Source organism: Peribacillus sp. NJ4, from assembly GCF_030348345.1.
Classification (GTDB): Bacteria; Bacillota; Bacilli; order Bacillales; family DSM-1321; genus Peribacillus.
In genome coordinates this window covers 3,695,034-3,719,001 of the sequence record NZ_JAUCFQ010000001.1, presented here as the reverse complement: position 1 = coordinate 3,719,001, position 23,968 = coordinate 3,695,034, and the positions used below count along the sequence as shown (strand labels likewise).

The following is a 23,968-nucleotide window of genomic DNA, read 5'->3' as shown; positions in this document are numbered from 1 at the left end:
GGAAAGAGGAGATTGAAAGGTGAAAGTGATCGCAATAGAGCATCCTCATCAATTTAAATCGGATGATTTTCCTGAGCTTGTAATGGCGCTTGGATTTTTTGATGGTATACATAAAGGACATCAGATTGTTATTCAAACCGCCAAGCAAAAAGCCGATGAAATGAATCTTAAGTCAGCAGTCATGACATTTGACCCCCATCCTTCTGCAGTACTAGGGAGGAAAACGGAAAATATCCGCTATATCACTCCACTTGAAGATAAGGTGGATATCATAGAGTCGATGGAGATAGATTATTTATTCATTGTCCATTTCAGCAAGGAATTTGCTTCGGTACTGCCGGAACGGTTCGTTGATGAATACATTGCCGGTCTGAATGTCCGTCACGTAGTAGCAGGGTTTGATTATTCATACGGCCGCTATGGTCAAGGGTCGATGGAAGATTTGCCTGTTTACGCACAAGGAAGGTTTTCGCAGACGGTCGTTGCAAAACAGACACTTGAAGATGAGAAGGTTAGCTCGACAAGAATCAGGGAAACTCTCGGTAATGGCAACTTTTCCGACTTTTATCATTTGGCTGGCCGACGCTATTTGACGAAAGGTCATGTCATTCACGGTGAAAAGCGGGGCAGGAAGTTGGGATTCCCCACAGCTAATATTGAAGTAAGCGACGATTATATCTTCCCTGCTGCTGGCGTTTATGCTGTAAGGATCAAAATAAACGGTAAATGGTATGATGGAGTTTGCAATGTCGGTTACAAACCAACGTTCCACGAAGAAAAACCTAAATATCCAACTGTAGAGGTACATGCCTTGGAGTTCTCGAGAGATATTTATGGCAGCCAGGTTACGGTTGAATGGCATACAAGACTTCGGAGTGAGCAGAAATTTTCCGGACTTGAAGCATTAGTCGCTCAGATCGAAACGGATAAGCAAAATGCAATATCCTATTTTTCAAAGCTGGAAGCATAAAAGGGCAGTAGATAGACAGGACTTGCAATTTTAATGAAAAACGTGTATTCTATTGTATGTATGAAAATAACCATTGCTTGGCTAGTCGAGACTCCGACGCTGGCTCGGTAATAGGTGATTTTACAGAATTTTAGGAGGAATAATAACATGGCAATTACACAAGTACGCAAAAACGAACTTATCGCTGAGTTCAGAACTCACGATACTGACACTGGGTCTCCAGAAGTTCAAATCGCAGTATTAACAGAAGAAATCAACAACTTGAACGGTCACTTACGCACACATAAAAAAGACCACCATTCACGTCGCGGTCTTCTTAAAATGGTAGGTAAACGTCGTAATCTTTTAACTTACCTACGTAACAAAGACGTTACTCGTTACCGTACACTAATTAACAAATTAGGTCTACGTAGATAATTTTTTCAGGAAGGCGGGAAATTTCCCGCTTTTTTGATGTTAATCAAATGATTTGGACGTGTTCTACTTAAAGGCTGAGCCTTCGTCCTTGGGACTCGGCAGGTGCCGGGTCCTTTTCCATTTATAGATGATTAGGATATACATAATCAAATGAATGAAATTTTTATTCATTTTACTGTTAATGCTTGTTTTTTTCGTGCATAATAGGAATAGTTTGGTTTTAACTCGAGTTCAGTTACTTTCACATATAAATGATTTAATCCAATACAGGTTTAGGTAAACTAAGCCTCTAAGTGAAGATTCAGAGAGGGGTTTAATAAATGGGACAGGAAAAACATACGTATTCATTTGACTGGGCCGGCCGTAATGTAACGGTAGAGATAGGGCAATTGGCCAAACAAGCGAACGGGGCAGTTTTAGTCCGTTATGGAGAAACTGCTGTATTAAGTACAGCAACAGCTTCGAAGGAACCGAGAAATGTCGACTTTTTCCCTTTGACGGTTAACTACGAAGAAAGACTTTATGCAGTCGGTAAAATTCCAGGGGGCTTCATCAAACGTGAAGGCCGACCGAGTGAAAGGGCAATTCTTGCAAGCCGTTTAATTGATCGTCCAATACGCCCGTTATTCGCTGATGGCTTCAGGAACGATGTTCAGATCATCAGCATGGTCATGAGTGTCGATCAAGATTGCTCTACGGAAATGGCAGCGATGCTTGGTTCATCCCTTGCACTTTCAGTTTCCGACATTCCGTTCGAAGGTCCAATTGCCGGAGTTGTAGTAGGAAGAATCAATAATGAATTCATGATTAACCCTACTGTTGACCAACTTGCAAAAAGTGATATCAATTTGACGGTTGCAGGTACTAAAGATGCTATCAACATGGTTGAAGCCGGAGCAAATGAAGTACCAGAGGAAACAATGCTTGAAGCAATCATGTTTGGACATGATGAAATCAAGAAGATCATTGCATTCCAAGAGAAAATCGTTGCTGAAATCGGCAAGGAAAAAATGCAGATCGCTTTATATCAAGTGGATGCGGATCTGGAAGCAGAAGTGAAGGGTCTATGTGAAGCAGACTTGAACAAAGCTGTACAAGTTCAGGAAAAACATGCTCGTGAAGACGCGATTAAAGAAGTGAAAGATCGTGTGTTGGCTCATTATGAAGAAGAAACTGATGAAGCTAAATTAAAACAAATCAAAGAAATCCTGAATAAATTGGTGAAATCCGAAGTCCGTCGTTTAATTACGGAAGAAAAAGTGCGTCCGGATGGCCGTAATCCTGACGAAATCAGACCATTATCATCGGAAGTTACGATTCTGCCTCGTACACATGGTTCTGGATTGTTCACACGCGGACAAACCCAAGCGCTATCGATCTGTACATTAGGTGCACTTGGTGATGTACAGATTCTGGACGGGCTTGGAACCGAAGAGTCAAAACGTTTTATGCACCACTATAACTTCCCGCATTTCAGTGTTGGTGAAACTGGTCCTATCCGTGGGGCAGGACGCCGTGAAATTGGTCATGGTGCACTTGGTGAAAGAGCATTGGAGCCGGTCATTCCAAACGATAAGGATTTCCCTTATACAATCAGACTAGTGTCTGAAGTACTTGAATCAAACGGTTCAACATCACAAGCAAGTATCTGTGCAAGCACTTTGGCAATGATGGATGCCGGTGTTCCATTGAAAGCTCCTGTTGCCGGTATTGCAATGGGACTTGTCAAAACAGGTGAGCACTATACAATCTTAACGGATATTCAAGGTATGGAAGATCATCTGGGAGACATGGACTTTAAAGTCGCAGGGACTTCAAAAGGTGTAACTGCCCTACAAATGGATATTAAGATTGAGGGACTTTCAAGAGAAATCCTTGAAGAAGCTTTACTTCAAGCCAAACATGGCCGGATGCATATTTTGGAATCAATGATGTCAACAATCAATCAACCGCGCGAGCAGTTATCCAAATATGCCCCAAAAATCGTTACAATGTCTATAAATCCGGATAAGATCCGTGATGTCATTGGACCGAGCGGAAAACATATCAATAAAATCATTGAAGAAACTGGCGTGAAAATCGACATCGAACAAGATGGAACGGTATTCATATCTTCTACAGATGAACCAATGATTCAAAAGGCGAAGAAAATCATCGAGGATATCGTACGTGAAGTCGTTGTGGGTGAACTATACTTAGGTAAAGTTAAACGTATCGAAAAGTTCGGTGCATTCGTTGAAATCTTCAATGGTAAGGACGGTTTGGTACATATTTCTGAACTGGCTGAAGAAAGAGTCGGAAAAGTGGAAGATGTCGTTTCACTTGGCGATGAATTATTGGTTAAAGTAACTGAGATTGATAAGCAAGGAAGGGTAAACCTTTCCCGTAAAGCGGTCCTGAAAGAGCAAAAAGAGGCAGCTAACCCTTCTCAATCGTAATAGAAAACAAAATCCGGCATGCGATTCCTTGTGAATCTGCATGCTTTTTTTGTTTAAAAGCATTGGGATAAGCATAGTTGTAATGGCATTAAAAGTTTGTCATGTTCTACCTTGTCCGTTTTCTTCATACATTTTGGTATGAAGGGGGCGTAAAAAATGAATAATAAATGGAAGCAGATAGTTGCGATAAGTGCCATTGCAGGTATATCATGGTTATTAGTGCAAAATCCATATACACAAATTTATTTGACCCAATTAACAGATCATTCAGTTGCTTCAATGAAGCAAGAAGATGAGCTTCTTTTACAAATAAAAGAATCAACAAAAAAATATGAGATTGCACCACAGGATGCACGAATAGATTCGGTTTGGAAAACCGTTCCTGCATATAATGGACTTAAGGTAAATATTGATGATTCGTATAAAGCCATGAAGAAGGTGGGTGTGTTCGATAAGGATAAGCTGGTATTTCAGCAGGTGCCTGCAAAGATACATATAGAGGATTTGGATCCTGCTCCGATTTACCGGGCCCATCCAGAAAAGCCAGTGGTTTCATTTTTAATCAATGTGGCCTGGGGGAATGAATACTTACAAGATATGTTGGCTGTATTAAAAAAGAATAATGTCAAAGCCACTTTTTTCCTTGAAGGTAATTGGACCAAGAAAAATCCAGATTTGGCCAAGATGATTGTGGGTGGCGGGCATGAAATTGGAAATCATTCTTATTCACATCCCGATATGAAAAACATATCCGCCCAAGCTACACGTGAGGAAATTCGAAAAACGAACGAAGTCATTGAAGCGGTGACAGGTTTGAAAATGAAATGGTTCGCACCACCAAGTGGAAGCTATCGGGATGAAACGGTGAAAATCGCGGATTCTTTCGGTATGGAAACTGTCATGTGGAGTGTGGATACGATCGACTGGCAAAAACCAAGCCCTGAAGTCCTTCAACAACGAGTGCTTTCTAAGGTACACCCAGGAGCATTTATTTTAATGCATCCGACGGAATCTACTGCAAAATCATTGGAAACGTTAATAATCGAAATAAAAAAGAAAGACTTGGATGTTGTTACCGTTTCGGAAGCAGTAGATGAAGAGCGATCGAATCCATGATGTATTGGTTAACGATAGCAGCATAGAATGATTGGGAGGAATGTTAGTTGATTAAGAAATACACGTGTCAAAATGGAGTTAGAATTGTATTGGAAAATATTCCAACTGTCCGCTCAGCAGCAATTGGAGTATGGATCAAAACAGGTTCACGAAATGAAACACCTGAATTGAATGGGGTTTCACATTTCCTGGAGCATATGTTCTTCAAAGGGACAACTACAAGAAATGCGCGTGAAATTGCCGAGTCGTTCGATAGTATTGGCGGACAGGTGAATGCATTCACTTCAAAAGAGTATACCTGCTATTATGCTAAAGTAATGGATAACCATGCAAGCTATGCGCTTGAAATCCTTGCTGATATGTTCTTCAATTCAACATTTGATGGGGAAGAATTGAAAAAAGAAAAAAATGTGGTCTACGAAGAAATCAAAATGTACGAAGACACACCGGATGACATTGTTCATGATCTCTTAAGCAAGGCAGTATATGAAAATCATCCTCTTGGCTATCCTATACTAGGAACGGAAAATACGCTTGAAACATTCAATAGTGATACATTAAAAAAATACGTCCATGACATGTATACACCTGATAAAGTGGTGGTATCCATCGCCGGGAATGTGGATGAAAAATTGATTCAAGAAGTCGAAAGCTACTTTGGTTCGTATCAAGGAGGGGAAGACCGACTTGAATTGGTCAAACCTTCCTTCCATGAAAATAGGATCACCCGTAAAAAAGATACGGAACAAGCCCACTTATGCCTTGGTTACAAAGGGTTGGAAATCGGTAATGAAAAAACATACAGCTTAATCACCTTGAATAATATTCTTGGAGGAAGCATGAGTAGCCGCCTATTCCAGGACGTGAGGGAACAACGCGGCCTTGCCTATTCCGTTTACTCCTATCATTCCAGCTATCAAGATAGCGGTATGGTGACAGTATATGGGGGGACAGGCACAAATCAACTTGACAGCCTGTATGAAACCATTCAGGAAACACTGGATACATTAAAAAGAGATGGCATTACGGAAAAGGAATTACGAAATAGTAAAGAGCAACTTAAAGGAAGCTTGATGCTCAGCCTTGAGAGCACGAATAGCCGCATGAGCCGAAATGGAAAAAATGAGCTTATGTTGGGTGAGCACCGTTCCCTTGATGATATCATCATCAAGATTGACGAGGTTACAGAGGATACCGTCAATGAACTGGCAAACCAGATCTTTACTGAACATTCCTTGTCATTAGTGAGCCCGCTGGAAAACTGGGACAAATAAAAACGAACAAGTCTGCACCTTCCTTATATTAATGGGGGGCAGGCTTTTTTTATTAAATGCCTTTGAAAATGGAGGGGTCCAGTGTTATGGACAATATTTGGATAAATGCATTCTAAGTTTACCTTTTTCGGATATAGATTGAATAGAAGGTGAAAAAGGGGGAACTGAAATTGAGATTGAGTGAACTGAGCGGTAAGGAAATAGTCGATGTGAATAGAGCGGAAAGATTAGGAATCCTAGGTCAGACGGATTTGGAAATAGATGAAACTGGACAAATTACCACGTTGATCATCCCTTCTGTCAAATGGTTCGGCCTCTTAAGGAATGGCAGTGAAATAAGAGTGCCATGGGAACATATAAAAAAAGTCGGTACGGATATGGTCATCATTGATTTTCAGGAAGGACTACATAAAGATGGAGAGCATATGGACGGATAAGAACGCTCGTACCATACTCCTTGGTTTTTCTGGAATTGGTCTTTCGAAACGCCTCAGCTGTCAATAGCTAAGGCGTTTTTTCTTTTCTTATCACCGTTTTTTAAGTGAAAACATAAGATGGCAGGGTAACTAGAGAATGTAGTAAAAACCGAATTGCTTCTTGAGGGAAATTTATCATGAAGCGAGGAATGTTTAGGATCTTTTATATAAAGAAGGTGACGGTTTTAATGCTCACAGGCATGCAAATTGCTGTAATTGGTGGAGATGCGCGTCAGCTTGAAGTTGTCCGTAAATTGACGGAGCTTGATGCGAAGCTATTATTGGTAGGTTTTGAACAGCTCGACCATGCTTTTACCGGAGCGGTTAAGGAAAAAATGGAAGAAATAAATTTCAAGGAAATAGATTCAGTTATTTTACCTGTCCGGGGCACGGATTCAGATGGAAAAGTGGAGACGATCTTTTCCAGTGAAGAGGTTGTTTTGACTGAAGAAATGATAAAAAATACCCCGGCACATTGTACTTTTTATGCAGGAATCAGTAACGATTACCTCAATGGGATATTTAAGAAAGCGGATCGCAAACTCGTTCTATTGTTCGAACGTGATGATGTGGCTATTTATAATTCGATTCCCACTGTAGAGGGTGCGATCATGATGGCCATTCAACATACGGATTTTACTATCCATGGTTCGAATGTAGCCGTTCTCGGACTGGGAAGGGTCGGTATGAGTGTAGCCCGGTCATTCCAGGCCCTTGGAGCAAAAGTAAAGGTGGGGGCAAGAAAAAGCAAGGATATTGCAAGGATCAGTGAAATGGCATTAACCCCTTTTCATTTAAATGATCTTGCTGCAGAAATGAAAAATGTTGATATATGTATCAATACGATTCCTTTTCCGATAATTACCGCAAAAGTCATAGCTAATATGCCAGTTCATACATTAATCATCGACCTTGCTTCAAAACCGGGGGGGACGGATTTTCGTTACGCTGAAAAAAGGGGAATTAAAGCGCTGTTGGCACCGAGCTTACCGGGGATAGTTGCCCCGAAAACGGCTGGTCAGATATTAGCGAATGCACTGGGGTTATTGATTCAAGACGAGTGCTTGAAAAGGAAGGGGAAAAAACTATGAGTCTCCAAGGGAAAAGGATTGGTTTCGGATTAACAGGATCACATTGCACATATGATGAAGTGTTTCCGGAAATAGAAAAACTTGTAAATGAAGGGGCGGAAGTCATTCCAATCGTAACATCGACTGTACAGAACACGGAAACCCGTTTTGGAAAGGGCGAGGACTGGGTCGAAAGAATTGAAAAATTGACGGGGAATCATGTCGTTGATACAATCGTCAAAGCGGAGCCATTAGGACCTAAATTGCCACTGGATTGTATGGTGATCGCTCCTTTAACGGGTAACTCAATGAGTAAAATGGCAAATGCTCTTACCGATTCGCCTGTACTTATGGCTGCAAAAGCGACGATGAGAAATCACCGTCCAGTCGTGGTCGCGATATCAACAAATGATGCACTTGGGTTAAATGGTGTCAATCTAATGAGGCTGATGGCAGCAAAAGATATTTATTTTGTTCCATATGGCCAGGATAATCCAACAGGCAAGCCAAGTTCCATGGTTGCCAGGATGAGCATGATTAGGGATACGATCATTTCAGCACTGGAAAGGGAACAGATTCAACCGGTCATCGTCGAAAGGTTCAAGGATGATTTAGACTGAACGAGTTTTCTGGCACGCTCCCGCTTTCTAATGACTGGCATATATGCATAAATTTGTAGCTTGAAGTTATAAAAAACCACTCCGCTACCAGAATATTTTGTTAAAGTGCGACCCTTTGGAATGTTAATGTGATAAAATAAATGATATTCTAAACAAGAAGTAGTAAATCCAAAAAAACAACTAATTTTAAGAGATAGAAAAGGAGTATGTATAAATGACTGAGACACAGGGATTGCGTATTGCAGTTGTGGGAGCAACTGGAGCAGTAGGACAACAAATGATTTCAACACTCGAACAAAGGGACTTACCGATTAAACAAATCATCTTTTTATCATCGGCTCGTTCCGCAGGAATCAAACTTACGTTTAAGGGCGAAGAAATCGAAGTGCAGGAAGCAAAACCTGAAAGCTTTGAAGGCATCGATATCGCTTTATTCAGTGCTGGAGGAAGCGTGTCTAAGGAATTGGCTCCAGAAGCAGTGAAACGCGGAGCGATAGTGGTGGATAATACGAGCGCATTCCGCATGGATGAAAATGTGCCGCTAGTCGTTCCTGAAGTAAATGAAGAAGACTTGAAAAATCATAATGGGATCATTGCGAACCCGAATTGTTCAACCATCCAAATGGTTGTGGCATTAGAACCTATCCGCCAGACATATGGCTTATCAAAAATTGTTGTTTCTACCTATCAGGCTGTTTCGGGTGCGGGGGCTGCAGCGATAAATGAATTAAAGGAACAAGCTCGCGACTTGCTTGATGAAAAAGAAATAGATCCGAAAATTTTGCCGGTAAAAGGGGACGAAAAGCATTATCAAATCGCATTTAACGTCATTCCCCAAATCGATAAATTCCAAGATAATGGGTTTACTTTCGAAGAGATGAAAATGATTAATGAAACAAAGAAAATCATGCATATGCAAGACCTTTCAGTAGCTGCAACATGCGTAAGGCTTCCTGTTGTAACGGGTCATTCGGAATCTGTTTACATTGAAGTTGAAAAGGATGGCATAGCTGCTTCTCAAATCAAAGATTTAATGAGAACGGCACCTGGAATAGTGTTGGAAGATGAACCGGAACAACAAGTATACCCAACGCCTGCTTCATCCGTCGGCAAGAATGATGTATTCGTCGGTCGGATTCGCAAAGATTTGGATGAAGATAAAGGCTTCCATTTATGGGTGGTTTCCGATAATCTATTAAAAGGAGCGGCTTGGAATTCTGTTCAAATTGCTGAAAGCCTTTTGAAATTAGGTTTGGTTACCGTTAAGTAATAATTTATTCTTAATTAATTACCAATAGGATAGAGAGTTTTTGTCAGCTTCCCGAATCGGGAAGCTGGCTTATATTTGGGGTGCATATTATGAAAATCATCGTCCAGAAATTCGGTGGGACATCCGTTCGGGATGAGGAAAGCCGATCGTTTGCCAAAGGACATATTGAAAATGCGATTAAAGAAGGCTATAAAGTGGTGGTTGTGGTTTCTGCAATGGGAAGAAAAGGCGATCCTTATGCAACGGATACCTTACTTTCACTAGTAAATGGAGCAAAAGCCAGCCTTTCAAAACGAGAACAGGATTTACTTATGTCAGTAGGAGAAACGATATCTTCTGTTGTATTTACCAACATGCTGTTAGAACACGGTATTGATGCCGTCGCTTATACTGGGGCTCAAGCGGGATTCTTGACGAATACCGACTATTCAAGTGCGAAAATAATCGAAATGAAATGTGACCGTCTCATGAAAGAACTGGAAGTGAAGGATGTTGTCGTTGTAGCAGGATTCCAGGGAGCGGCTAAAAATGGGGATATCACGACCATCGGCCGTGGTGGAAGTGATACTTCAGCTGCTGCATTAGGTGCAGCATTGCAAGCTGAACGGGTCGATATTTTTACGGATGTTGAAGGAATCATGACGGCAGATCCACGTATTGCCGATAAAGCCCGTCCATTATCAATCGTTTCATATACGGAAGTTTGCAACATGGCCTATCAAGGCGCGAAAGTCATTCATCCGCGAGCTGTTGAAATTGCCATGCAGGCCAAAGTGCCGATTCGGATAAGATCAACATACAGCGAAGGTTTGGGAACACTTGTTACAAGTGTGAACAAGGGAAGCCAGGGTAGTGACATACGTGAAAGGCTCGTAACCGGGATTGCCCATGTGCCAAAAATCACTCAAATCAAGGTGCGTGCGAAAAAAGATCAATATAATCTACAGGCAGAAGTTTTCAAAGCAATGGCCAATGCCTCCATTTCAGTTGACTTTATAAATATTTATCCAAGTGGCGTAGTTTATACAGTTTCGGAAGAGATGACAGAGCTTGCCCTCTCGATTTTGGCCGAGCTTGGTCATGAACCGGTCATTGAACGAAATTGTGCCAAGGTGTCCGTAGTCGGTGCAGGCATCAACGGTGTGCCGGGCGTTGCGGCTAAGATTGTTACAGCGCTTTCCGAGAAGGAAATTGCCATTCTCCAGTCAGCGGACAGCCATACGACTATTTGGGTGCTCGTTAAGGAAGAAGATTTAATCGAAGCTGTTAATTCCCTGCACTATGCATTTCAACTGCATGAAAGTGAAGTCCAATAATCATAGGTTTTTTAATAAATAAAGGTTTTAAAAATTAAAGAGGTGTTAGATGATGATATTTGGTAGAGTATCAACCGCAATGGTCACCCCTTTCGATAGCAAGGGAAATGTTGATTTTCAAAAAACGACTTCATTGGTTAATTACTTATTAACGAATGGAACGGATTCGCTTGTGCTTTCGGGAACGACAGGGGAATCTCCAACTTTATCTTCGGAGGAGAAGATTGCGCTATTGCGTCATGTTTCCAAGGTTGTTGAAAAACGGGTGCCCATCATCATGGGTACAGGAAGCAACAATACGTATGCATCCATCGAGTTGACAAAAAAAGCAGAACAAAATGGCGCCGATGCAATCATGCTGGTGGCCCCGTATTATAGTAAAACGAATCAGGAAGGTCTGTACCAGCATTTTAAAGCTATTGCAGCTAGTACGACTCTCCCTGTAATGGTATATAATATTCCTGGGCGCGCTTCGGTTAACATAGAACCGGAAACGATCATCCGCCTTTCAAAAATTCCTAATATCGTAGCCGTGAAGGAAGCGAGCGGGGATTTAAACGCCATGACCCAAATCATAGCTGGAACGGATGAGGATTTTGCATTATACAGTGGGGACGACGCTTTAACACTGCCTGTACTAGCGATTGGTGGTGTGGGTGTAGTTTCGGTTGCTTCACATATTGCTGGTAAAGAGTTACAGAAAATAGTGGAGGCTTTTATCATCGGGAACTTGAAAGAGGCGGCTCGGCTGCATCAGGAACTGTTACCGCTTATTAAAGGTTTGTTTGCAGCGCCAAGCCCGGCACCTGTCAAAACAGCGCTTCAGTTATATGGAATTGACGTTGGATCGGTCAGACTTCCAATCGTGCCATTGACGGAGCAGGAACGCTTGGCTTTAACTAAGGTATTAAAAAAATAAAAAGACAAGGAACAAGCTGATCGTTGAAGATTGGCTTGTTTTTACATAATGATGTATATGAAAGGGATATACTATCCAATTTCTTAAATGATAGATCGAAACTGTATAGCAATATACAGGGTTGATTGTCTCATACATAAACATGGAAAAGCTTTTTTAGGGATTAAATGAAAAAGTCCCTTTACAAAATGGTAAGTGTTGTCATGTTTTTTGAACATCGGTTATAATGAAATCATTGGGAAATTATGAACGGGATTTTTTAAGGAGGATATTCGATTGGGTAAAGATAAAAGTAGTGGGATAAAAGTCATTTCTCTTGGAGGACAAGGGGAACTTGGTAAAAATATGTACGTCGTTGAGGTGAACGAGGACATCTACCTTCTTGATGCGGGGTTAATGCTGCCAGAAGAAGAAATGCTGGGAATCGATGCAGTTATTCCTGATATTTCTTATTTGATGGATAATAAGGAACGGGTGCAGGGGATATTCATTACCCATGGTCATGAAGACCATATGGGAGCGCTTGCTTATGTTTTGAAATATTTACCGGTTCCAGTTTATGGAACAAAGCTTACACTTGCTTTAATCAAAACGAAATTAAAGGAAGATGGCTTTAACGGCAGGGCAATATTTACTGAGATCGATTCAGATTCCCTTTTAAGTTTTCCTCAAGCAGCCGTGTCTTTTTTCCGGACTAACCATAGTATCCCCGATTCTGTCGGAGTCGTGATCCATACGCGTGAAGGTGCAATCGTATATACAGGGGATTTCAAATTCGATCAAGCGGCAACCGATCTGTATAAACCGGAAATCGGTAAAATGGCTAGTATCGGTGAAGAAGGTGTCCTATGCTTGCTTTCGGATAGTACTGGTGCCGAGAGGCCAGGTTATACGCCATCAGAAGCAGTTGTGGCCAGAGATATTACAGAGGTTTTCCATGCTGCCTCTGGAAGGATCATCGTTGCGTGCTTCGCTTCGAACATCAACCGGATTCAACATGTCTTCAATGCAGCTGCAGCTAGTCGCAGGAAAGTGGCAGTTGTAGGCAAAAGCCTGCAACGCGTATATGAAACAGCCTTGAATTTAGGCTATTTAAAGGTCGAAGAAGAGCTGATCATCCCAATAAACGAAATTAGCCAGTATAACGACCGTGAAATCGTCGTGTTATCGACAGGTCATCAAGGGGAGCCCATTGCGGCACTTCAAAAAATGGCAAAACAAACTCATAAGCAGGTAACGATCAAAAAGGGAGACACAGTTTTGATCAGTGCATCACCCCTACAGGGCGGCGAACTTATCTTATCCAAAACCGTCGATTTGCTATACAGGGTAGGCGCTGAGGTGGTATCTGCGAATAAATATAAAGTGCACGTAACAGGTCATGGTAGCCAGGAAGAACTGAAAATGATGATCAATTTGATGAATCCTAAATTTTTCATTCCTGTGCATGGGGAATACCGCCATTTATATGCCCATCAAAAGGTTGGGATTGCCGCGGGGATTAAACGTGAAAACATCATAATTGCCGAAAAAGGTGATGTCATTGAATTAAAGGGCGATAAAATGGGTCTATCCGGCAAAGTTTCAGCAGGAAATATCTTGATTGATGGCAGCGGTGTTGGAGATGTGGGTAATATCGTCCTTCGTGATCGTCGCTTGTTATCCCAGGATGGCATTTTGATTGTAGTCGTCACGTTGAACCGTCAGGATAAAAGTATTGCAGCAGGTCCTGAAATCATTTCAAGGGGATTCGTTTATGTTCGTGAATCAGAAAAAATGATTGGGGAAGCAACCGAAATAGTAAGTGAAATCGTGAAGAAAAATGGATCGCGCCAACCTTTCGATTGGTCTACGTTGAAGCAGGAAATGCGTGATGCATTAAACCAATTCTTCTATGAAAAAACGAAACGCCGGCCAATGATTTTACCGATCATCATGGAATATTAAGTCAAAAACCCCTGATCTGAAATGTCAGGGGTTTTTTTCTGTGCCAAACCTCTTATATCTTGAAGAATGAAGTCCGAGACTCGAGACATAATAAAGCTATAGGCTTAAGAGAAAGGGGTTGGCATAGTGGATAATGCACCATTACCAAATGAAAATGAAGGCCGGCAGGAAGGTAAAAATTCAACATTAATCGAAAAGATCCAGCAGCTGGGGGCTACTAATGTCCCGCAACTATCTCAGGACTCAAAAATCCATTGTTTGACGATCATTGGACAAATTGAAGGACATATGCAGCTGCCTCCTCAAAATAAAACGACCAAGTATGAACATGTTATCCCACAAATTGTGGCAATTGAACAAAATCCCAATATTGAGGGGCTGCTTGTCATTTTAAATACAGTAGGAGGAGATGTCGAAGCGGGACTAGCCATCGCAGAGATGCTGGCTTCCCTGTCCAAGCCGTCCGTCTCGATTGTACTTGGGGGAGGCCATTCGATCGGTGTGCCGATTGCGGTTTCGTGTGATCATTCCTTTATAGCGGAAACGGCAACGATGACGATTCATCCCATTCGTTTGACAGGTCTAGTCATTGGCGTGCCTCAAACCTTTGAATACTTGGATAAAATGCAGGAAAGGGTCATTAAATTTGTTACACGGCACTCCAATGTTACGGAAGAAAGTTTTAAGGATTTAATGTTTGCTAAAGGAAATTTAACCCGTGATATAGGCACGAATGTAATCGGGGCCGAGGCAGTTGAAATCGGTATGATCGATGATGTAGGAGGAGTAGGCCAAGCCATGAGAAAACTAAATACCTTCATGGAAGAAAGAAGGCCCAAAATTGCCGGGACAGAAGAGGGGCTTCTGCAATGACACTTTATACGATCGTTCCTGAAGAAATCATTTTCCCCCATCACCATGAGAAAACGGCGAATTTAATTGAAATGATCTATAATGGTGTACATGTAATGGTTGAACATGACGGTGGACGCACGTTTCGCATTGATCGAATTGTGAGCACGGATCCTGAAGATTATATGAATGTACACATTCAGCCGGGGGCAGTCATCAATGTGTTCGGACAAATGAATACCTAGTAAAAACGACTAACTAAGGTAAATTATGATATACTGGAATGATAATCAGCAGCCTCTTGGCTGCTTTTATTCATTATCTGGACATATTGTCCGACTTAAGAAGAAATGGGATATATATCAAGGACAGGGTTATATTTTTTTGGTATAATCAGAAAACGAACGTTTGTTTCGTGAAGGGAAATCAGGTTGTGATGTTGAATAGGAAAGTTAGAATAGTTTCATGAAGAATCAGGTGATATTATGGCAAAGAAGAAACGCAGAAATAAGAAAAGTACAGAGAAGTTAAAACTAACGCTTAAATATGAATTGATTGGCCTTACTTTAATAGGGTTGGCCATCATAGCCATTGCCAAGCTTGGAGCAGTGGGAAATGGGACGGTCTTTTTAATCCGCTTCTTCATGGGGGAATGGTATATCCTCTTTTTGTTGGGAGCGATTGCTACTGGATTCTATTTGATGATAAAGAGGGAGGTTCCTTACCTGTTAAAACGGCAATTCATCGGGATGTACTTCCTTGTCGCGAGCATGCTCTTGCTAAGTCATGTGACGCTGTTTAACATGCTTGCAGATGGAGGCCCGTTTACTAAGCCCAGCGTGATCTCGAATACATGGGAACTATTCTGGATGGAAGTGACCGGCAAGGCAAGCACAAAGGACCTTGGAGGAGGTATGATTGGAGCGATATTATTTGCAGCCTCATACTTTTTATTCGACGAAGCTGGATCGAAAATCGTTTCATTCCTTTTTATCATTGTAGGTGCCGTGCTTTTGACCGGGAAAACTTTAGGTGAAACCCTCGGGAAGTTTTTCATGGGTCTTGGCGGCTTTTTCAAAAAGCAATGGGCTGCATTCAGAGATGATATGAAAACGTGGAATGAAGACAAAAAAGAAAAGAAAAAAAATCCCGTGAAAAAGAAGAAGCGAGAAAAAGATTTGGTGGAAGAAACGGATCAGCCCCTTCATCAAGAAGAGGAAACACAGCAAATGGCGACGGAACGTATCATTTCCAGCTTTGCTGATAAAGCATATAGTGACGAAACTGAAATAATTCCCGTTGCAATGGAACCTGCAGCTGAAAGTACAGAGGAACAGGATGATGCCGTTCTGCCAATGAATTTCACAGAAGTGGAAAATAAAGAATATCTTTTACCGCCCCTTTCACTATTATTGCAGCCCAAGAAAACGGACCAAAGCGGAGAGTACCAATTGATCCATGAAAATGCTGCAAAGCTTGAACGCACTTTTCATAGCTTTGGAGTGAAAGCGAGGGTCACTCAAGTTCATTTAGGCCCAGCCGTAACCAAATATGAAGTGCATCCGGATGTAGGGGTGAAGGTAAGTAAGATTGTCAGCCTATCCGATGACTTGGCGCTTGCACTGGCCGCAAAGGATATTAGGATCGAAGCTCCGATTCCCGGAAAATCTGCTATTGGAATCGAAGTGCCTAACTCCGAAGTGGCGATGGTGTCTTTAAGGGAAGTTTTGGAAGCCAAAGAAGTTGACAAGCCTGACGCAAAACTGCAAATAGGCTTAGGGCGGAATATTTCTGGTGAAGCGGTTAAGGCTGAGCTCAATAAAATGCCGCATTTACTAGTGGCTGGAGCTACTGGCAGCGGGAAATCGGTTTGTATCAACGGGATTATCACGAGTATCTTGATGCGGGCAAAACCGCATGAAGTGAAAATGATGATGATCGATCCCAAAATGGTGGAGCTCAATGTCTATAATGGAATTCCCCATTTACTCGCACCCGTAGTGACAAATCCAAAGAAAGCTGCACAGGCTTTGCAAAAAGTGGTCAGTGAAATGGAAAGGCGCTACGAGCTATTTTCTCATTCTGGTACGCGTAATATTGAAGGCTACAACGATTATATTAACCGGCATAACATTGAAGAAGATGCCAAGCAACCGCTCCTGCCTTATATCGTAGTCATTGTCGATGAGCTGGCAGATCTCATGATGGTCGCCTCAAATGATGTAGAGGATGCCATCACACGACTTGCACAAATGGCACGGGCAGCTGGCATCCATTTGATAATTGCCACTCAGCGGCCCTCCGTCGATGTTATTACAGGGGTCATTAAAGCGAACATCCCATCACGGATTGCTTTTAGTGTTTCATCAATGACCGATTCGAGAACGATTCTGGACATGGGCGGAGCCGAAAAACTGTTGGGACGGGGTGACATGCTCTTCCTGCCTGCAGGAGCTTCAAAACCGGTTCGGGTCCAAGGGGCATTTTTATCCGACAATGAAGTCGAGGAAGTTGTCACATATGTCATTTCACAGCAAAAAGCCCAATATAATGAAGAGATGATACCTGATGAAATTGCGGACACTTCAAATGGTGAAGTCGAAGATAGTTTATACGGGGATGCCGTCTCCTTGATCATAGAAATGCAAACCGCATCGGTTTCCATGCTGCAGCGCCGTTTCCGGATTGGCTACACGCGGGCAGCCAGGTTGATTGATGAAATGGAAGCGAGGGGAATTGTCGGTCCGTATGAAGGCAGTAAACCACGAAATGTATTGGTTACTAAAGATGAACAGGATGAAGCGAATTTATCATAGGTAAAAAAAAACCGGGCTGCAGCCCGGTTTTTTAATTATTCATCGCCTCGTCTAAATGTTTAAGGCAGAAGTCGGCAATCATCGATTCTTCATCTTCCTCTAAATCGAATTCGAGTGCGCCTTCGTTCCCTTTTTCAAAAATATCATATTTAATCAGTTTGCCTATTTGTTCTTCCACTACAAAAAGCACCCGGATATATAAACCATTTTCTGAAAAGAGCTCATCCTCTTCAGGCACTTCAATATCCAAGAACAACTCGTAACGTTCCCCGGTTAAAATTCCGAATGGATCATTCAATTTTTCGATCGTGTATTCTGTAATCTTTAACATCATGTGTACATCCCTTCAAAGAAGATAAATCTTATTATACAGGAAAACAGTATCTTGAAAAGAAAGCTGGCTTTTTTCAGTTTACATTTTCAAAATTTTTTTTAGTCTGATTTAGGAGAATAATCGTGCAAATTCCGTGGCCATTCCTAGATTGAAAGACACAGATAAGGGTAATTTCTCCTAAATTCTTTTAAAGTAAATAGTAAAACACTATTTATTTATATCAAAAAAAATGTTATATTATTTTCGATTAGTAGGAATGATTCAACATCAGAGGTCTGATGTCTTAAGAAAGAAATTAGCTGGGGGAAACTGTATGTCAATAAAATCAGATAGTCGACATTTATATTTGCAGGTCATTGATTACCTGAAGCAGGATATTGAAGCAGGAGTTTATCAGGAAAATGAAAAATTCCCTTCAGAATTCGATCTTGCCAAAAAATTGGGAGTGAGTAGGGCGACACTTCGTGAAGCGCTGCGAATTTTAGAAGAAGAAAACATCATCATTCGCCGCCATGGAGTTGGGACTTTTGTCAATCCAAAACCTCGGTTCACTTCAGGTATCGAGCAATTAAAAAGTGTCACGAACATGATTGAAGAGGCAGGAATGAATCCGGGTACGATTTTCTTAAGTTTGACGGCCCAAGAACCTACAGAAGAGGATATTCGCAGGTTTTCTTGTTCAACAGATGAACGCATCGTCATCATCGAACGTGTAAGGACAGCGAATGGGGAGCCGGTTGTCTACTGTGTCGACAAAATTCCTGAATCAATACTATCAGAAAATTTCGACCGTAATGATGAGTCTCTTTTGGATATTTTGGAAAGAGATGCGAATCGAAAGATTACGCATGCCGTAGCAGAGATTGAACCTATTGGATATCACGAGAAAGTTTCTCCTATCCTTAAATGCTCGCCAGAAGCCGCATTACTCGTTCTAAAGCAGATGCATCTGGATGATTGGGACCAGCCTATCCTGTATTCTGTTAACTACTTTAAAGCCAATATGTTCAGCTTTCATGTTCTTCGTAAACGTGTGTAACTCTGCATACGTGTGAATGCAAGCGTTTGTTTCGATTGCGTAAAGTCGATCAGATGCATGTAAAAAAAATTAACGAGAAGTGAAAACGCAAACATGAATGACTTTTCAGAACATTCCTGCTCAAAAAACTATGTAAATTAGGGGGATAAAAATTGAAAAAGCGCAAATTAGGTCTAGCTCTTTCACTTGTTCTTGCAGCCGGTACGCTATTGGGAGCATGTGGTAATTCAGAGAATGATGATAAAGAATCCTCAAATGGTAAAGACAAGAAAGATAACTTCACAGTTGCCATGGTAACTGATACTGGCGGCGTGGATGACGAGTCGTTCAACCAATCCGCTTGGAAAGGAATTCAGGAATTCGGTAAGGACAATGGTTTGGAAAAAGGTAAAGATGGCTACAACTATCTGCAATCCAAATCTGATGCTGACTACGCTAAAAACCTGAATACGCTTGTACGTGAAGATTACAATCTTATCTATGGTATCGGTTTTCTTTTAGCCGAAGCTGTTGGTGAAGTGGCTGACCAACGTCCGGATTCACAATTTGCAATCGTGGATACAGTTGTGGATAAGAAGAATGTTGCCAGCATTAGTTTTAAAGAGCAGCAAGGATCATTCCTTGTAGGTGTAATTGCAGGATTGCAAACGAAAACAAACAAGGTAGGTTTTATCGGCGGAGTTGAATCTGAATTAATCAAGAAATTCGAAGTTGGCTTTAAGGCTGGGGTTTTATCTGTAAATCCGGATGCGAAAGTGGAAGTTAAATATGCCGGTGATTTCAATAAAGCCGACATCGGTAAATCCACTGCAGGCTCCATGTATTCTTCAGGCATCGATATCATATATCATGCTGCTGGAGGAACTGGAAAAGGCGTATTCACTGAAGCTGTAGAGCAAAAGCAAAAAGATCCTAAGAGGGAAATATATGTTATCGGTGTAGATAGCGACCAAGCTAAATTAGGAGCAGTGCCAGGAACTGACGACAATATCACACTGACTTCTATGTTAAAACGTGTTGACGTAGCAGTTAAAGACCTTTCCGAGAAAGCGAAAGAAGGAAACTTCCCAGGTGGAAAAGTAATTGAGTACGGTATCGAAGAAAATGGTGTAGGCATTTCTGATACAAAAGATAACGTTACAGAAGAATCTTTAAAAGCGGTAGAAGAATGGACAGAAAAAATTAAATCAGGTGATTTCGTTGTTCCAGGTACGGATAAGGAATTCGAAAAACTTGATTTATAAGCTGTAATTTAAGAAAGAATAGGGAGGCAGACTTGCCCTCTATTCTTTCTTTTCCCCAATTGCTCTTTGCAACTAAAATATCGAATGAAAAACTATGATAGAATCGTAGTTTTTCATTTGGTTTTTTTGAAAAAATCAAAAAGTTAGGATCAGCAATTAAATAATTAAGATATTTACACTCATTTTAGGAGTTGATAATACGTGGAATATGTAATTGAGATGCTCAATATCCGTAAGGAATTCCCAGGCATCGTGGCAAATGATAACGTTACCCTTCAGGTGAAAAAAGGGGAAATTCACGCATTATTAGGTGAAAATGGCGCGGGTAAATCTACTTTGATGAATGTTTTATTTGGCTTATACCAGCCTGAGCAGGGAGAAATTCGTGTGAATGGTAAGCCAGTCAAGATTACAAGTCCAAACATTGCTAATGAGTTAGGGATTGGAATGGTCCATCAGCATTTTATGCTAGTTGATCCTTTTACAGTAACGGAAAATATAATTTTAGGAAAAGAACCATCAAAAGCGGGTAAGATCGATTTAAAAGAAGCGAGTGAGGAAGTTAGGAAACTATCAGAACAATATCAGCTTAGTGTTGATCCTTATGCAAAAATTGCCGATATTTCGATAGGGATGCAGCAGCGGGTCGAAATTCTTAAAACGCTTTACCGAGGTGCGGAAATATTGATTTTTGATGAACCGACCGCTGTACTGACTCCTCAAGAAATCAAGGAATTGATTAATATTATGAAAGCCCTTATCAAAGAGGGTAAATCCATCATTTTAATTACACACAAACTAAAGGAAATCATGGAGGTTTGTGACCGGGTAACGGTTATACGCAAAGGGCAAGGAATTGGTACAGTGAATGTCAACGAAACGAACCCTAACGAATTGGCCAGCTTAATGGTCGGTAGGGAAGTTCTTTTTAAAACGGAAAAAACGGCAGCCGCACCTTCTGATATAGTTCTCGAGGTTCGGGAACTGGAAGTCAAGGATTCCCGGGGAGTTTCGGCAGTTCGGAACTTGGATTTAGCTGTCCGTGCAGGAGAAATTGTCGGAATCGCCGGTGTAGATGGAAATGGTCAATCCGAATTAATCGAAGCATTGGCTGGCCTAAGGAAGACAACAGCAGGTTCCATAAAGCTAAATGGAAAAGAAATCAGGAATCTGAAGCCGCGTAAAATCACTGAAGCAGGCGTCGGCCATATTCCAGAAGACAGACATAAGCATGGTTTGGTTCTCGATTACAGCATTGGGGAAAATATTGTCTTGCAAACCTACTATCAAAAGCCTTTCTCAAAAGCTGGTATCTTGAATTCAAAAAAAATATTTGAAAAAGCCCGTTCCTTGATTAAAAGTTACGATGTTCGAACTCCGAGTGAATATACCCCGGCAAGGGCTCTTTCTGGAGGGAATCAGCAAAAAGCAATCATCGGCCGGGAAGTTGATAGGAATCCGGATTTGTTGATTGCCGCACAGCCTACTCGCGGGCTTGATGTAGGAGCGATCGAATTCATCCATAGACGTCTGATTGAACAGCGGGATGCAGGAAAAGCGGTACTCCTCATATCATTTGAATTGGAAGAAATCATGAATGTAAGCGATAAAATTGCCGTTATATACGAAGGGGAAATCGTCGCAATCGTCGATCCGAAAGAAACGACTGAACAGGAGCTGGGTCTTCTTATGGCCGGCAGTAAACGGACGGAAGCAGGTGGAAAACAAAATGTCTAAGTATTTATCTAAATTAACCAGTCCGTTAATAGCGGTTATCCTCGGCTTAGTCGTTGGGGCCATAATCATGTTAGTAAGCGGCTATGACCCAATTGCCGGCTATGGATCCATGATAAATGGGATTATTGGGGATTCGTATTATGTAGGGGAATCCGTCAGGACAATCATTCCTTATATCCTAGCTGGTTTGGCAGTGGCTTTTGCTTTTCGTACGGGCCTATTCAATATCGGCGTTGAAGGGCAATTGATTGTTGGCTGGCTTGCGGCAGTTTGGGTCGGAATCGCTTTCGAGCTTCCTAGGATCATACATTTGCCGTTGGCAATCTTAGCTGGGGCAGCTGCCGGTGCCTTGTGGGCATTCATACCTGGTTATTTAAAAGCGAAGTTTCGTGTGCATGAAGTAATCGTTTCTATCATGTTGAATTATACAGCTTTATATGTAACGAATTACTTAATCCGGAACGTAATGACTGAAAAGCTGGATAAAACAGAAAGAATTGCTGATACAGCATCACTTCGGTCTCCTTTTTTTGAAAGCATTACGGATTTTTCCCGGATGCATTGGGGGATAGTGGTAGCGATAATCTGCGTCATCATCATGTGGTTCATTCTCGAAAGGACAAAAACGGGCTTTGAACTGAAAGCGGTAGGTTTTAATCAGCACGCTTCCGAATATGCAGGGATGAGTGTAAATAAGAACATCATCCTTTCCATGGTTATTTCGGGTGCGTTTGCAGGACTTGCGGGTGCTATGGAAGGCCTTGGAACTTTTGGTTATGCAGCGGTCAAAGGTGGATTCACAGGTATGGGCTTTGACGGGATTGCAGTAGCCTTACTTGGAGCGAATACGGCTATTGGTGTTGTTCTGGCAGCCTTATTATTTGGGGGACTGAAAGCAGGGGCCTTAAATATGCCGCTAGAAACCGGCATACCAAGTGAAATTGTAGATATTGTCATAGCATTGATTATTTTCTTCGTCGCATCCAGTTATTTTATTCGTTGGATTGCCGCTCGATTTAAGAAAGGGGTGAAATAAGTGGATTTTTACCAAGTATTACAAATTATTATTCCTTCTATGATTGCTCTAGCTGCTCCACTTATTTTTACTTCACTCGGAGGAGTATTTTCTGAACGAGCAGGTGTCATAAACATCGGTTTAGAAGGATTGATGGTCATTGGTGCCTTTACAGGGATTGTTTTTAACTTAATGTTCGCTGATGTCTTTGGGGAATGGACTCCTTGGCTTGCAGTCTTGGCGGCAATGATCGCTGGCTTGCTATTTTCCATTCTACACGCTGTGGCATGCATTACGTTCAGGGCGGACCAAACGGTTAGTGGGGTCGCCATCAACTTACTGGCAATAGGTCTAACCATGTTTTTGGTAAAGCTGATTTTTGACAAAGGACAAACTGACAGAATCACAGAAACATTCCCAAGGATTGATGTTCCATTATTAAGTGATATTCCATTTATAGGACCTATCTTTTTCGCAAATGGTTATTATATCGTATATATAGCGGTTCTAATATCATTTGTCGTTTGGTATGTACTATATAAAACACCATTTGGTTTAAGGATTCGGGCAGTAGGGGAGCATCCCATGGCTGCTGACACGATGGGTGTCAATGTTACGAAAATCCGATATGCCGCCGTTTTATTATCAGGTGCCTTTGGCGGTATCGGAGGAGCGATTTATGCTACCATCTTTTCGAATGAATTCAATCATGCGACAATTAATGGTCAAGGTTTCATGGCCATCGCCGCCATGATTTTTGGTAAGTGGCACCCAATCGGGGCAATGGGTGCAGCGTTATTCTTTGGTTTGGCTCAAAGTTTAAGTATCGTTGGCTCGAGCCTTCCTTTCTTCAAGGATATTCCATCGGTTTACCTCTTGATCGCTCCTTATGTTCTGACGATCATTGCACTAACTGGTTTCATTGGACGTGCAGATGCTCCAAAAGCATCCGGACAGCCATACATCAAAGGAAAAAGATAAGTTACTTAACCGGTCAGCAAATTTTGCTGACCGGTTTTTCCTTTTATATAAGCAGAAGCTTGGGCCGTTATTGATGGAGGTCTGATGAAAAACCAAAAAAAGTAGCTGTAACTTGCA

At 41.6% G+C, this 23,968-nt stretch carries 21 protein-coding genes; 20 read left to right on the top strand and 1 reads right to left on the bottom strand.

Translation table 11 applies throughout. The features are described from left to right. Positions 1-19 precede the first annotated feature (19 nt). The 15 genes from ribF (at position 20) to QUF94_RS18385 (ending at position 17,501) form a co-directional block, all read left to right on the top strand. On the top strand, positions 20-970 hold the full coding sequence (gene ribF, locus QUF94_RS18455) for a bifunctional riboflavin kinase/FAD synthetase (protein WP_289317123.1): 951 nt from the start codon (positions 20-22) through the stop codon (positions 968-970). Between the two features lie 147 nt (positions 971-1,117). Next, positions 1,118-1,387 carry a 30S ribosomal protein S15 gene (rpsO, locus tag QUF94_RS18450; RefSeq protein WP_053345367.1) on the top strand — a complete coding sequence of 90 codons (270 nt, stop codon included), beginning with the start codon at positions 1,118-1,120 and terminating at the stop codon, positions 1,385-1,387. A gap of 320 nt (positions 1,388-1,707) precedes the next feature. Further along, positions 1,708-3,825, top strand: coding sequence for a polyribonucleotide nucleotidyltransferase (gene pnp / locus QUF94_RS18445; protein ID WP_289317122.1), 2,118 nt, complete (start codon positions 1,708-1,710; stop codon positions 3,823-3,825). Between the two features lie 156 nt (positions 3,826-3,981). Continuing rightward, positions 3,982-4,941: a polysaccharide deacetylase family protein gene (locus QUF94_RS18440; RefSeq protein ID WP_289317121.1), complete on the top strand. Its 960-nt coding sequence runs from the start codon at positions 3,982-3,984 to the stop codon at positions 4,939-4,941. Between the two features lie 47 nt (positions 4,942-4,988). After that, positions 4,989-6,215 carry a M16 family metallopeptidase gene (locus QUF94_RS18435; protein WP_289317120.1) on the top strand — a complete coding sequence of 409 codons (1,227 nt, stop codon included), beginning with the start codon at positions 4,989-4,991 and terminating at the stop codon, positions 6,213-6,215. Between the two features lie 170 nt (positions 6,216-6,385). Beyond that, complete coding sequence (locus tag QUF94_RS18430) at positions 6,386-6,652, top strand: YlmC/YmxH family sporulation protein (protein WP_289317119.1); 267 nt, start codon at positions 6,386-6,388, stop codon at positions 6,650-6,652. A gap of 227 nt (positions 6,653-6,879) precedes the next feature. Beyond that, positions 6,880-7,782, top strand: a complete 903-nt coding sequence (dpaA, locus tag QUF94_RS18425; RefSeq protein ID WP_289318432.1) for a dipicolinic acid synthetase subunit A — start codon at positions 6,880-6,882, stop codon at positions 7,780-7,782. Continuing rightward, on the top strand, positions 7,779-8,381 hold the full coding sequence (locus QUF94_RS18420) for a dipicolinate synthase subunit B (protein WP_289317118.1): 603 nt from the start codon (positions 7,779-7,781) through the stop codon (positions 8,379-8,381). The genes dpaA and QUF94_RS18420 overlap by 4 nt, the downstream gene beginning before the upstream one ends. 214 nt (positions 8,382-8,595) lie before the next feature. Continuing rightward, positions 8,596-9,651: an aspartate-semialdehyde dehydrogenase gene (gene asd / locus QUF94_RS18415; RefSeq protein WP_289317117.1), complete on the top strand. Its 1,056-nt coding sequence runs from the start codon at positions 8,596-8,598 to the stop codon at positions 9,649-9,651. A gap of 89 nt (positions 9,652-9,740) precedes the next feature. Further along, on the top strand, positions 9,741-10,967 hold the full coding sequence (gene dapG, locus QUF94_RS18410; protein WP_289317116.1) for an aspartate kinase: 1,227 nt from the start codon (positions 9,741-9,743) through the stop codon (positions 10,965-10,967). Positions 10,968-11,016: 49 nt separating this feature from the next. After that, the gene (gene dapA, locus QUF94_RS18405) at positions 11,017-11,886 is read left to right on the top strand and encodes a 4-hydroxy-tetrahydrodipicolinate synthase (RefSeq protein ID WP_289317115.1); all 870 of its coding nucleotides are present in this window, start codon (positions 11,017-11,019) and stop codon (positions 11,884-11,886) included. A gap of 276 nt (positions 11,887-12,162) precedes the next feature. Beyond that, positions 12,163-13,833 carry a ribonuclease J gene (locus QUF94_RS18400; RefSeq protein ID WP_289317114.1) on the top strand — a complete coding sequence of 557 codons (1,671 nt, stop codon included), beginning with the start codon at positions 12,163-12,165 and terminating at the stop codon, positions 13,831-13,833. 123 nt (positions 13,834-13,956) lie between these two features. After that, positions 13,957-14,706, top strand: coding sequence for a ClpP family protease (locus QUF94_RS18395; RefSeq protein WP_421157044.1), 750 nt, complete (start codon positions 13,957-13,959; stop codon positions 14,704-14,706). Beyond that, positions 14,703-14,930 (top strand): YlzJ-like family protein, encoded by a 228-nt coding sequence (locus QUF94_RS18390; protein ID WP_289317112.1) that lies wholly within the window; start codon positions 14,703-14,705, stop codon positions 14,928-14,930. Before QUF94_RS18395 ends, QUF94_RS18390 begins: the two co-directional genes overlap by 4 nt. A gap of 240 nt (positions 14,931-15,170) precedes the next feature. Then, positions 15,171-17,501 carry a DNA translocase FtsK gene (locus QUF94_RS18385; RefSeq protein WP_289317111.1) on the top strand — a complete coding sequence of 777 codons (2,331 nt, stop codon included), beginning with the start codon at positions 15,171-15,173 and terminating at the stop codon, positions 17,499-17,501. Positions 17,502-17,532: 31 nt separating this feature from the next. Here QUF94_RS18385 and QUF94_RS18380 read toward each other — a convergent pair whose 3' ends face one another. Next, positions 17,533-17,832, bottom strand: coding sequence for a DUF6509 family protein (locus QUF94_RS18380; RefSeq protein WP_289317110.1), 300 nt, complete (start codon positions 17,830-17,832; stop codon positions 17,533-17,535). A 316-nt stretch (positions 17,833-18,148) separates the two neighbouring features. On the opposite strand from QUF94_RS18380, the gene QUF94_RS18375 reads away from it, so the two are divergent. From QUF94_RS18375 to QUF94_RS18355, 5 genes are all read left to right on the top strand, one after another. Next, on the top strand, positions 18,149-18,874 hold the full coding sequence (locus QUF94_RS18375) for a GntR family transcriptional regulator (RefSeq protein WP_289317109.1): 726 nt from the start codon (positions 18,149-18,151) through the stop codon (positions 18,872-18,874). Positions 18,875-19,026: 152 nt separating this feature from the next. Next, a complete protein-coding gene (locus tag QUF94_RS18370; protein ID WP_289317108.1) occupies positions 19,027-20,118 on the top strand; it encodes a BMP family lipoprotein in 1,092 nt (363 codons plus the stop codon). A gap of 201 nt (positions 20,119-20,319) precedes the next feature. Further along, positions 20,320-21,855 (top strand): ABC transporter ATP-binding protein, encoded by a 1,536-nt coding sequence (locus QUF94_RS18365; protein WP_289317107.1) that lies wholly within the window; start codon positions 20,320-20,322, stop codon positions 21,853-21,855. Beyond that, on the top strand, positions 21,848-22,891 hold the full coding sequence (locus QUF94_RS18360; protein ID WP_289317106.1) for an ABC transporter permease: 1,044 nt from the start codon (positions 21,848-21,850) through the stop codon (positions 22,889-22,891). The genes QUF94_RS18365 and QUF94_RS18360 overlap by 8 nt, the downstream gene beginning before the upstream one ends. Then, positions 22,892-23,851: an ABC transporter permease gene (locus tag QUF94_RS18355; RefSeq protein WP_289317105.1), complete on the top strand. Its 960-nt coding sequence runs from the start codon at positions 22,892-22,894 to the stop codon at positions 23,849-23,851. The last annotated feature ends 117 nt before the right edge of the window (positions 23,852-23,968 follow it).

Bases quoted from the DNA above. Each gene is read 5' to 3' on its own strand.
- rpsO (WP_053345367.1), top strand. From the start codon at position 1,118: ATGGCAATTACACAAGTACGCAAAAACGAACTTATCGCTGAGTTCAGA.
- pnp (WP_289317122.1), top strand. From the start codon at position 1,708: ATGGGACAGGAAAAACATACGTATTCATTTGACTGGGCCGGCCGTAAT.
- QUF94_RS18440 (WP_289317121.1), top strand. From the start codon at position 3,982: ATGAATAATAAATGGAAGCAGATAGTTGCGATAAGTGCCATTGCAGGT.
- dpaA (WP_289318432.1), top strand. From the start codon at position 6,880: ATGCTCACAGGCATGCAAATTGCTGTAATTGGTGGAGATGCGCGTCAG.
- QUF94_RS18420 (WP_289317118.1), top strand. From the start codon at position 7,779: ATGAGTCTCCAAGGGAAAAGGATTGGTTTCGGATTAACAGGATCACAT.
- asd (WP_289317117.1), top strand. From the start codon at position 8,596: ATGACTGAGACACAGGGATTGCGTATTGCAGTTGTGGGAGCAACTGGA.
- dapG (WP_289317116.1), top strand. From the start codon at position 9,741: ATGAAAATCATCGTCCAGAAATTCGGTGGGACATCCGTTCGGGATGAG.
- dapA (WP_289317115.1), top strand. From the start codon at position 11,017: ATGATGATATTTGGTAGAGTATCAACCGCAATGGTCACCCCTTTCGAT.
- QUF94_RS18390 (WP_289317112.1), top strand. From the start codon at position 14,703: ATGACACTTTATACGATCGTTCCTGAAGAAATCATTTTCCCCCATCAC.
- QUF94_RS18385 (WP_289317111.1), top strand. From the start codon at position 15,171: ATGGCAAAGAAGAAACGCAGAAATAAGAAAAGTACAGAGAAGTTAAAA.
- QUF94_RS18380 (WP_289317110.1), bottom strand. From the start codon at position 17,832: ATGTTAAAGATTACAGAATACACGATCGAAAAATTGAATGATCCATTC.
- QUF94_RS18375 (WP_289317109.1), top strand. From the start codon at position 18,149: ATGTCAATAAAATCAGATAGTCGACATTTATATTTGCAGGTCATTGAT.
- QUF94_RS18360 (WP_289317106.1), top strand. From the start codon at position 21,848: ATGTCTAAGTATTTATCTAAATTAACCAGTCCGTTAATAGCGGTTATC.